Origin of the sequence: Streptomyces spongiae (assembly GCF_009377185.1) — a bacterium.
Taxonomy (GTDB): domain Bacteria; phylum Actinomycetota; class Actinomycetes; order Streptomycetales; family Streptomycetaceae; genus Streptomyces; species Streptomyces spongiae.
Genome location: NZ_VJZC01000358.1, coordinates 1 through 10,243, shown reverse-complemented (window position 1 = coordinate 10,243; position 10,243 = coordinate 1). Strand labels below are relative to the sequence as shown.

Sequence of the window (10,243 nt, the reverse complement as noted above, 5' to 3'; positions counted from 1 at the left end):
GCGCGCGGACGGGTCCGCCGACCGCCGTACGGGACCGAACACGGCGGGGGGTGGTCGCGCATACTGGTCCCGTTATGGAAATCCTCATCCTTGTTGTAGTCATCGCCGTGGTCGTGTTCGCCGCGATCGGCGGGCTCGTCATCGGCAGCCGCAGGAAGAAGCAGCTGCCGCCGGCGCCCCCCACGACGCCCGACATCACCGCACCTCCGGCCGAGCCGCACGTCGGCGACGAGGCCGAGACGCCGCGCGACGAACCGCGCCGGACGATCGAGGAGGTGGACCTCCCGGACGGCTCGACCGGCGTCGCCGTCGAGGAACCGCCCACCGTCCCCGGTCTCGAAGCCCCCGAGATCGAGATCCCCGAGCCCACCGCCGGCCGCCTGGTCCGGCTGCGCGCCCGGCTCTCCCGCTCGCAGAACGCGCTCGGCAAGGGGCTGCTCACGCTCCTCTCGCGCGAGCACCTCGACGACGACACCTGGGAGGAGATCGAGGACACCCTCCTCACCGCCGACGTCGGCGTACAGCCCACCCAGGAACTGGTCGAGCGGCTGCGCGAGCGGGTGAAGGTGCTCGGTACCCGTACGCAGGAAGAGCTGCGCGGACTGCTCCGCGAGGAGCTGCTCACGCTCGTCGGCACCGACATGGACCGCACCGTGAAGACCGAGCCGGAGACCAGCAAGCCCGGCATCGTGATGGTCGTCGGCGTGAACGGCACCGGCAAGACGACCACCACCGGCAAGCTCGCCCGAGTCCTCGTGGCCGACGGCCGGAGCGTCGTCCTCGGCGCCGCCGACACCTTCCGTGCCGCCGCCGCCGACCAGCTGCAGACCTGGGGCGAGCGGGTCGGCGCCCACACGGTGCGCGGCCCCGAGGCCGGCGACCCCGCCTCCGTCGCCTTCGACGCGGTCAAGGAGGGCAAGGAGATGGGCGCCGATGTCGTGCTCATCGACACCGCCGGCCGCCTCCACACCAAGACCGGCCTCATGGACGAGCTCGGCAAGGTCAAGCGCGTCGTCGAGAAGCACGCCCCGCTGGACGAGGTGCTGCTCGTGCTCGACGCGACCACCGGTCAGAACGGGCTGATCCAGGCCCGTGTCTTCGCCGAGGTCGTCGACATCACCGGCATCGTGCTGACCAAGCTCGACGGCACGGCCAAGGGCGGCATCGTTGTCGCCGTCCAGCGCGAGCTCGACGTGCCGGTCAAGCTGGTGGGTCTGGGAGAGGGCGCCGACGACCTGGCGCCGTTCGAGCCGGAGGCGTTCGTGGATGCGCTTATCGGAGAGTGAACGCCGAGGAGCCGTACGAACGCGAGAAAGAGCCCCCTCACGTGAGGGGGCTCTTCGCTGTTGTTCCGGCGGAGGCTACGCCCGCGACCGGTGCGCCACGTACGCCAGCGTGCCCAGCAGCAGGCGTGCGGCCGGCGGTTTCGTCGCCGAGTCCAGGGCGGGGGAGCGCAGCCAGCGCACCGGGCCCAGGCCGCCGCGGTCGGAGGGCGGAGCCGTGACATGGCTGCCCGGGCCCAGTCCTCGCAGGTCGAGGGACGAGGGGTCGTCCCAGCCCATGCGGTAGAGCAGCCCCGGCAGCTCGGCCGCCGCGCCCGGGGCGACGAGGAAGTGGGTGCGGCCCTCCGGGGTGGCGATGACGGGGCCGAGGGGGAGGCCCATCCTTTCGAGTCTGACCAGGGCGCGGCGTCCCGCGGCCTCGGCGACCTCGATCACGTCGAAGGCGCGGCCCACCGGCAGCATGACCGAGGCGCCCGGGAACTCCGCCCAGGCCGTGGTCACCTCGTCGAGTGTCGCCCCGGCGCGGACCAGGGGAGCGAAGTCCAGGGGATGCGCGCCGGGCGCACGGCAACCGGCCTTGCCGCACGAGCACGCTCCCGCCGCCGCCCGCGCGCCGGGCACGACGTCCCAGCTCCACAGCCCGGTGAACTCGGCCACGGCGGTGCATTCCGACGAGCGGCCGCCGCGCCGACGCGCGCCGGTTCGCATGTCCCGAATGCCGCCGATCGTGAAGCCCATGCCCCCTCCAACGGGTCCAGCACGCCACTGGTTACGAGGCGGAGGCGGATCGTGACCCTGTGTTTCCGCCCGGCTCGGTCCAGTCCGGGTGACCGCTCGTTCCGGTGGCGCTCAGTGGTGCTTCGGGTGGTGTGCTCGACGGCGCGCGCCTCAAGATGCATCGCTCCGCCCACCCCCGGCCGTCATGTGTCAAGTGAATCGCGTGGAGGCGACCGTGAGTTCATTCGAAGGGGTGGCGAATGGTGGCGTTTCTGGATTACCCGTGGCTGGACGGGTGATCGTAGGATTACTGTGTGTGCACAAGCCCGGGGATGCATGCGCTCGTGGGTATGCCGGAGGCAAGTCGAGTTCCCGTTCGACGGGTGGCAACCGCCGGACGGGCGACAGTGTGTACCGGCATGCTGGTAGGGCTTGGCGCACACAGCGCACAGGTGGTTTCAGGGATGGGGGCGTTCCAGTGGGCGGCAACGGCGGAGGCGGTACGAACGCTGACAAGCGCCCCAACGAGCTCCTGGGCTCGTGGTTCGTGCGGAGCGGCTGGTCCAAGGGCGAGCTCGCCCGTCAGGTGAACCGCAGAGCCCGCCAGCTCGGCGCCAACCACATCTCCACGGACACCTCCCGTGTGCGTCGCTGGCTCGACGGTGAGAACCCGCGCGAGCCGATCCCCAGGATCCTGTCCGAGCTGTTCTCGGAGCGGTTCGGCTGTGTCGTCGCCGTCGAGGACCTGGGGCTGCGTGCCGCCCACCGGTCCCCGGCCACCTCCGGCGTCGACCTGCCCTGGACGGGCCCGCAGACAGTGGCGCTGATCAGCGAGTTCTCGCGCAGTGACCTCATGCTGGCGCGGCGCGGCTTCCTCGGAACGTCGCTGGGCCTGTCCGCGGGCCCGTCCCTCATCGAGCCGATGCAGCGCTGGCTCGTGCCCTCGCCCCCCGCCCCGCGCGAGGCACCGGAGCCCGCGGCCGCCGCGCGCCGCCCGAGCCGGCTGTCGAAGCCCGAGCTGGACCTCCTGGAGTCCACCACCGTGATGTTCCGGCAGTGGGACGCCCAGTGCGGCGGCGGTCTGCGCCGCAAGGCGGTCGTCGGCCAGCTGCACGAAGTGACGGACCTCCTCCAGGAGCCCCAGTCCGAGCCCACCGCCAGGCGTCTGTTCAAGGTGGCCGCGGAGCTCGCCGAGCTGGCGGGCTGGATGAGCTACGACATCGGGCTCCAGCCGACCGCCCAGAAGTACTTCGTCCTGGCCCTGCACGCCGCCAAGGAAGCGGGCGACAAACCCCTCGGGTCGTACGTCCTGTCCAGCATGAGCCGCCAGATGATCCACCTCGGCCGCCCCGATGACGCGCTGGAGTTGATCCACCTCGCGCAGTACGGCAGCCGTGACTGCGCGAGCCCCCGCACCCAGTCCATGCTGTATGCGATGGAGGCCCGGGCCTACGCCAACATGGGCCAGCCCAGCAGGTGCAAGCGAGCCGTCCGGATGGCCGAGCACACCTTCGCCGACGCCGACGAGTGGGACGAGCCGGACCCGGACTGGATCCGCTTCTTCTCGGAGGCCGAGCTGTACGGGGAGAACTCCCACTCCTACCGCGACCTCGCCTACGTCGCCGGCCGCAGCCCCACGTACGCCTCCATGGCCGAGCCCGTGATGAGCAAGGCCGTCGACCTGTTCTCCGAGGACAGCGAGCACCAGCGGTCGTACGCACTCAATCTGATCGGCATGGCCACGGTGCACCTGCTGCAGCGCGAGCCGGAGCAGAGCACGGTGCTCGCCCGCAGGGCCATGGAGGTCGCCGGAAAGGTGCGCTCCGAGCGGGTCAACACTCGTATTCGAAAGACCGTCGACACGGCTGTACGCGATTTCGGGGATCTCGCCGAGGTCGTGGACCTCACCGACCAGCTCGCCAAGCACCTCCCCGAGACCGCCGAAGCAGTCTGACCCCCTCCGCTCCAGGGCCCCGAGACTCCGGCCGCGGCCGGCCATCCCGACTACCCGACTCGGCTCCCCCATGCCAGGTCATCGGATGGCCGCCGCGGTCGGTAAGCAGTCTCCTTGGGGCGGTTGCCCGGGGGCTTTACCGAAGGTTGCGTCACGATAACGATCGTGCGGGCCGGCATCCGGCAGTTCATCAAGGCGTAACACGCACGGCGCCTTCGTCACGGCGGCGAAACATCGAGGGGCCTCGACCGAAACCGCGCTGCGTCAATCTCGTGGCGCATAACCGGCCCACCCCTCAAGTCCGCTCAGGCTTCGCCCGCACGGGGCCGTACCTATTGACGAGGAGACGCCGATGGCATCAACCGCCATCACGCTAGCCGCAGAGGCACCCAAGCTCTCTGCCGCCAACACAGGTTTCATGCTCATCGCTTCAGCGCTGGTGCTGCTCATGACCCCGGGCCTGGCCTTCTTCTACGGAGGCATGGTCCGCGTCAAGAGCACCCTGAACATGCTGATGATGAGCTTCATCAGTATCGGGATCGTCACCATCCTGTGGGTGCTGTACGGCTTCTCCATGGCCTTCGGTACGGACTCCGGCAGCCTCATCGGCTGGAACTCCGACTGGCTGGGTCTCAGCAACATCGGCCTGACGGAGCTGTGGGACGGCTACACCATCCCGATCTTCGTCTTCATGGTCTTCCAGATGATGTTCGCGATCATCACGCCCGCCCTGATCAGCGGCGCCATCGCGGACCGCGTCAAGTTCACGGCGTGGGGCCTGTTCGTCGCGCTGTGGGCCACGGTCGTCTACTTCCCGGTCGCCCACTGGGTCTGGGGCGCCGGCGGCTGGGCCTTCGAGCTCGGTGTGATCGACTTCGCCGGTGGTACGGCGGTCCACATCAACGCGGGTGCCGCGGCGCTCGGCGTGATCCTGGTCATCGGCAAGCGCGTCGGCTTCAAGAAGGACCCGATGCGTCCGCACAGCCTGCCGCTCGTCATGCTCGGTGCCGGTCTGCTGTGGTTCGGCTGGTTCGGCTTCAACGCCGGCTCGTGGCTCGGCAACGACGACGGCGTCGGCGCGCTGATGTTCGTCAACACCCAGGTCGCCACCGCCGCCGCCATGCTCGCCTGGCTCATCTACGAGAAGATCCGCCACGGCGCGTTCACCACGCTGGGCGCCGCCTCCGGCGCGGTCGCCGGTCTGGTCGCGATCACCCCGTCCGGTGGTGCGGTCTCCCCGCTCGGCGCGATCGCCGTCGGCGCCATCGCCGGTGTGCTGTGCGCCATGGCCGTGGGGCTCAAGTACAAGTTCGGCTACGACGACTCGCTCGACGTCGTCGGTGTCCACCTGGTCGGCGGTGTCGTCGGCTCCCTGCTGATCGGCTTCTTCGCCAGCGGCCACGGCCAGTCCGATGTCGCGGGCCTCTTCTACGGCGGCGGCCTGGCCCAGTTCTGGAAGCAGTGCGCCGGTGTCTTCGCGGTCCTCGCCTACTCCCTGGTCGCCTCCGCGGTCCTCGCCTTCCTGATCGACAAGACGATCGGAATGCGGGTCTCCGAGGACGACGAGGTCGCCGGCATCGACCAGGCGGAGCACGCCGAGACCGCATACGACTTCAGCGGTGCGGGTGGCGGCGCGGCCAAGACCGCCGTCGCCGCCGCGGTCGCCGCCGAGAGCAAGAAGGTGGACGCATGAAGCTCATCACCGCCGTCGTGAAGCCCCACCGGCTCGACGAGATCAAGGAGGCCCTGCAGGCCTTCGGAGTGCACGGCCTGACGGTCACCGAGGCCAGCGGCTACGGTCGTCAGCGGGGACACACCGAGGTCTACCGCGGCGCCGAGTACACGGTCGACCTGGTCCCCAAGATCCGCATCGAGGTGCTGGTCGAGGACGACGACGCCGAGCAGCTGATCGACGTCGTCGTCAAGGCGGCCCGCACCGGCAAGATCGGTGACGGCAAGGTTTGGTCCATCCCGGTCGACACGGCCGTACGGGTCAGGACCGGCGAGCGCGGACCCGACGCGCTCTGACGCAGAAGAACAGGAGTCGCTGGGTGTCGAGTACGGACGTACGTACGGAAGCAGAGGACTCGGGACCCAGCGGCTACGCGGCGGCCCGGCTGCGTCTCCTCACTGAGGGGGCGCAGTCCGGGCCGCCGCGCCGTGCGGCTCTCGCGGAACTCACGGACGACTGGTTGAGCGGCCTCTTCACCGCCGGAGCCGACGATCTGCGCGGTGTGTCGCTGGTCGCCGTCGGCGGCTACGGCCGGGGCGAGCTGTCGCCGCGCAGCGACCTCGACCTGCTGCTCCTCCACGACGGCGGTGACGCGGGCGCGGTCGCCGCCCTCGCCGACCGCATCTGGTACCCGGTGTGGGACCTGGGCCTCGCCCTCGACCACTCGGTGCGCACCCCCGCCGAGGCGCGCAAGACCGCGGGCGAGGACCTCAAGGTGCAGCTCGGCCTGCTGGACGCCCGCCACATCGCGGGCGACCTCGGGCTGACCGCCGGTCTGCGCACGGCCGTGCTGGCCGACTGGCGCAACCAAGCCCCCAAACGCCTCCCCGAACTCCAGGAACTGTGCGCCGAACGCGCCGAGCGCCAGGGCGAGTTGCAGTACCTGCTGGAACCCGACCTCAAGGAGGCCCGCGGTGGTCTGAGGGACGCCACGGCCCTGCGCGCGGTCGCCGCGTCCTGGCTCGCGGACGCACCCCGTGAGGGCCTCGCCGACGCCCGGCGCCGCCTCCTCGACGTACGCGACGCGCTGCACCTCACCACCGGCCGCGCCACCGACCGGCTCGCCCTCCAGGAGCAGGACCAGGTCGCCGCCGAACTCGGTCTGCTGGACGCGGACACGCTGCTGCGCCAGGTGTACGAGGCCGCGCGCGTCATCTCGTACGCCAGTGACGTGACCTGGCGCGAGGTGGGGCGTGTGCTGCGGTCGCGCGCGGTACGGCCGCGACTGCGCGCCATGCTCGGGGGCGGGAAGCCCACCGCCGAGCGCTCCCCGCTCGCGGAGGGCGTGGTCGAGCAGGACGGCGAGGTGGTGCTCGCGCGGGCCGCTCGCCCGGAGCGCGACCCCGTGCTGCCGCTGCGCGCCGCGGCAGCAGCCGCCCAGGCCGGCCTGCCCCTCTCGCTGCACGCCGTCCGCCGTATGGCGGCCGCCGCCCGCCCCGTACCCACGCCCTGGCCCGCCGAAGCGCGCGAACAGCTCGTCACGCTGCTCGGCTCGGGCCGCCCGACCGTGGACGTCTGGGAGGCGCTGGAGGCGGAGGGGCTGATCACCCGGCTGCTGCCCGACTGGGAGCGGGTGCGGTGCCGTCCGCAGCGCAACGCCGTGCACCTCTGGACGGTCGACCGGCACCTGATCGAGACGGCCGTACGGGCCTCCGAGTTCACCCGGCGCGTCCACCGCCCCGACCTCCTCCTGGTCGCCGCCCTCCTGCACGACATCGGCAAGGGCTGGCCCGGCGACCACTCCGTCGCGGGCGAGATCATCGCGAAGGACGTGGCCGCCCGCATCGGGTTCGACCGCGACGACGTGGCGGTGCTCTCCACCCTCGTACGCCACCACCTGCTGCTCGTGGAGACGGCCACCCGGCGTGACCTGGAGGACCCGGCGACGGTCCGGTCGGTCGCCGAGGCGGTCGGCTCCCAGGGAACCCTGGAGCTGCTCCACGCGCTGACCGAGGCGGACGCGCTGGCCACCGGCCCGGCGGCCTGGTCCACCTGGCGGGCCTCGCTCGTGGCCGACCTGGTCAAGCGGGTCGCGGCCGTGCTCTCCGGCGACGCCCCCGAGGAGCTCGTGGCCGACGACGAGGCGCCCACGGCCGAGCAGGAACGACTCGCCATCGAGGCGTTCCGCACCGGTGGCCCCGTCCTGGCCCTGCGTGCCCAGACCGAGCCGCCCGGCGAGAGCGAGGACAAGCCCTCCGGCGATCCCGAGCCCCTCGGCGTGGAACTGCTCATCGCGGTGCCGGACCAGCCGGGCGTCTTGCCCGCGGTGGCCGGTGTCCTGGCCGTGCACCGCCTGACCGTGCGTACGGCGGAGCTGCGCGCACTGGAGATGCCCGACGCCGTCGACGGCTCGGTGCTCCTGCTGAACTGGCGGGTGGCGGCGCAGTACGGCTCCCTGCCCCAGGCGGCCCGGCTGCGCGCCGACCTCGTACGGGCGCTGGACGGCTCCCTGGACATCGCCTCCCGCCTGGCCGAGCGCGACGCGGCGTATCCGCGCCGCCGCGGTGTGGTCGCGCCCGCGGCGCGGGTGACGGTCGCCCCGGCCGCCTCCCACCACGCCACGGTGATCGAGGTACGGGCCCAGGACGCGCCCGGGCTGCTGTTCCGCATCGGGCGGGCGCTGGAGGACGCGGACGTACAGGTGCGCAGTGCGCACGTCAGCACGCTGGGCGCCAACGCGGTGGACGCCTTCTACGTGACCAGCGCGAAGGGGGTGCCGCTACCGGGGGAGGAGGCGGCCTCGGTGGCGCGGGCGCTGGAGGAGACGCTGCGGGGGTAGCCGACGGCCGGGGGTGCCCGCGTGCAGGGTGCCCCCGGTCCCGTGAGGGCTCGGGAAGGGTGCTCACGGTTCCGTACAGAACGGGTGGAGGCCCTACCGCGCCCGGACAGATACCCTGGAGGGCAATCCACCACCGCCCCCGACTCCGAGGACCGAAGCCGCCGTGTTCGATACGCTCTCCGATCGCCTCTCAGCGACTTTCAAGAACCTGCGGGGTAAGGGACGCCTCTCCGAGGCGGACATCGACGCCACGGCACGCGAGATCCGCGTCGCGCTCCTTGAAGCGGACGTGGCGCTTCCTGTCGTCCGGGGGTTCATCAAGAACGTCAAGGAACGGGCGCTCGGGGCCGATGTCTCGCGGGCGCTGAACCCGGCCCAGCAGGTCCTCAAGATCGTCAACGAGGAGCTCGTCCAGATCCTCGGCGGCGAGACCCGGCGCCTCCGCTTCGCCAAGCAGCCGCCGACCGTGATCATGCTCGCGGGTCTGCAGGGTGCCGGTAAGACGACGCTCGCGGGCAAGCTCGCCAAGTGGCTCAAGGAGCAGGGCCACTCCCCGCTGCTGGTCGCCGCCGACCTCCAGCGCCCGAACGCGGTCAACCAGCTCAGCGTGGTCGCAGAGCGCGCCGGCGTGGCCGTCTTCGCGCCGGAGCCCGGCAACGGCGTGGGTGACCCGGTCAAGGTAGCCAAGGACTCCATCGAGCACGCGAAGTCGAAGGTCCACGACATCGTGATCGTCGACACCGCGGGCCGCCTGGGTATCGACCAGGAGATGATGCAGCAGGCCGCGGACATCCGGGACGCGGTCAGCCCCGACGAGATCCTGTTCGTCGTGGACGCGATGATCGGTCAGGACGCGGTCAACACGGCCGAGGCGTTCCGTGACGGTGTCGGCTTCGACGGCGTGGTCCTCTCGAAGCTCGACGGTGACGCCCGCGGTGGTGCGGCCCTGTCGATCGCTTCGGTCACCGGCAAGCCGATCATGTTCGCGTCGAACGGTGAGAAGCTCGACGACTTCGACGCCTTCCACCCGGACCGGATGGCCTCCCGCATCCTCGACATGGGTGACCTGCTCACCCTGATCGAACAGGCGGAGCGGACGTTCAGCCAGGAAGAGGCCGAGAAGATGGCCTCCAAGCTGGCGTCCAAGAAGGGCCAGGACTTCACCCTGGACGACTTCCTGGCCCAGATGGAGCAGGTCAGGAAAATGGGCAGCATCAGCAAGTTGCTCGGCATGCTGCCCGGAATGGGCCAGATCAAGGACCAGATCAACAACCTCGACGAGCGGGACGTCGACCGTACGGCCGCGATCATCAAGTCGATGACTCCGGGTGAGCGGCAGGAACCGACGATCATCAACGGCTCGCGGCGTGCGCGTATCGCGCGGGGTTCGGGTGTCGACGTCAGTGCGGTGAAGAACCTTGTCGAGCGGTTCTTCGAGGCGCGCAAGATGATGTCCCGTATGGCGCAGGGTGGCGGCATGCCCGGGATGCCTGGTGTGCCGGGCATGGGTGGCGGCCCCGGCCGGCAGAAGAAGCAGCCGAAGAAGGCCAAGGGCAAGCAGCGGTCCGGTAACCCGATGAAGCGCAAGCAGCAGGAGCAGGAGGCTGAGGCTCGGCGTGCCGCCGGGGCGCAGGGGGGTGCGCCGGGTGGGGCGTTCGGTCTGCCCGGTCAGCAGGGCGGGCAGGACTTCGAACTGCCGGACGAGTTCAAGAAGTTCATGGGCTGAGTGGTGACGCGGCGGGGGTGCCTCGGCTTGTTGCGCCCCTGCCGCCCCTACC

At 70.9% G+C, this 10,243-nt stretch carries 7 protein-coding genes; 6 read left to right on the top strand and 1 reads right to left on the bottom strand.

All coding sequences use genetic code 11. From position 1 onward, the window contains the following. Positions 1-74 precede the first annotated feature (74 nt). Positions 75-1,286: a signal recognition particle-docking protein FtsY gene (gene ftsY, locus FNH08_RS33980; RefSeq protein WP_152775368.1), complete on the top strand. Its 1,212-nt coding sequence runs from the start codon at positions 75-77 to the stop codon at positions 1,284-1,286. Positions 1,287-1,361: 75 nt separating this feature from the next. Here the strand turns inward: ftsY and FNH08_RS33975 are convergent, their stop codons facing one another. Then, positions 1,362-2,021 (bottom strand): bifunctional DNA primase/polymerase, encoded by a 660-nt coding sequence (locus tag FNH08_RS33975; protein WP_152775367.1) that lies wholly within the window; start codon positions 2,019-2,021, stop codon positions 1,362-1,364. A 457-nt stretch (positions 2,022-2,478) separates the two neighbouring features. Here FNH08_RS33975 and nsdA point away from each other — a divergent pair, with 457 nt between their 5' ends. From nsdA to ffh, 5 genes are all read left to right on the top strand, one after another. Then, positions 2,479-3,954, top strand: a complete 1,476-nt coding sequence (nsdA, locus tag FNH08_RS33970) for a transcriptional repressor NsdA (RefSeq protein ID WP_322725954.1) — start codon at positions 2,479-2,481, stop codon at positions 3,952-3,954. Positions 3,955-4,306: 352 nt separating this feature from the next. Continuing rightward, positions 4,307-5,647: an ammonium transporter gene (locus tag FNH08_RS33965; protein WP_152775366.1), complete on the top strand. Its 1,341-nt coding sequence runs from the start codon at positions 4,307-4,309 to the stop codon at positions 5,645-5,647. Next, positions 5,644-5,982: a P-II family nitrogen regulator gene (locus FNH08_RS33960; protein ID WP_003993253.1), complete on the top strand. Its 339-nt coding sequence runs from the start codon at positions 5,644-5,646 to the stop codon at positions 5,980-5,982. Before FNH08_RS33965 ends, FNH08_RS33960 begins: the two co-directional genes overlap by 4 nt. 23 nt (positions 5,983-6,005) lie before the next feature. After that, a complete protein-coding gene (locus tag FNH08_RS33955) occupies positions 6,006-8,465 on the top strand; it encodes a [protein-PII] uridylyltransferase (RefSeq protein WP_322725953.1) in 2,460 nt (819 codons plus the stop codon). Between the two features lie 163 nt (positions 8,466-8,628). Beyond that, the gene (gene ffh / locus FNH08_RS33950; protein ID WP_322725952.1) at positions 8,629-10,191 is read left to right on the top strand and encodes a signal recognition particle protein; all 1,563 of its coding nucleotides are present in this window, start codon (positions 8,629-8,631) and stop codon (positions 10,189-10,191) included. Positions 10,192-10,243: the final 52 nt, after the last annotated feature.